Here is a 380-nt window from a genome sequence, read left to right as displayed (position 1 = left end):
GGCGACTGGGTGCCCGGCCTCGCCTGTGTGCTCGACGCCCGGCTGTCCGGCGGCAGCGGCGACGAGCACGAGGTGTCCGCGCTCGGCGAGGCCGACCTCGCCGGACTGCTCTCCGGGCTGCGCGAGGTGCCCCCGCGCCAGGCCGAGACGCTGGGCGTGCCGCGTACGCCGCCACGCTCCCTGGAGGCCCTGCGCCGCATCGCCGTGCACACGGCCGAACGGCTCGCCGCCGCCGACGAATTCGACCGCACCCGGCTCCAGCCCTTCCCGCCGCCGGCCGCCGCCCGGCTGGCCGCGCAGCCCGGCACCGCCGTGCTCACCCACCACGGACTGACCGGCGCGCGGGTGCTCGTCGGCACCGAGGGCCGGGTGCGCGCCGT

At 79.5% G+C, this 380-nt stretch carries 1 pseudogene; it reads left to right on the top strand.

What is annotated here, in order from left to right:
- Positions 1 to 380, top strand: a pseudogene (locus tag GTW40_RS04045) (aminoglycoside phosphotransferase family protein); the annotation flags it as partial.

Origin of the sequence: Streptomyces sp. SID4985, from assembly GCF_009863025.1 — a bacterium.
Lineage (GTDB): Bacteria > Actinomycetota > Actinomycetes > Streptomycetales > Streptomycetaceae > Streptomyces.
Note: the sequence above shows the minus strand (reverse complement) of the source record. Positions and strands in the feature narration are given on the sequence as shown.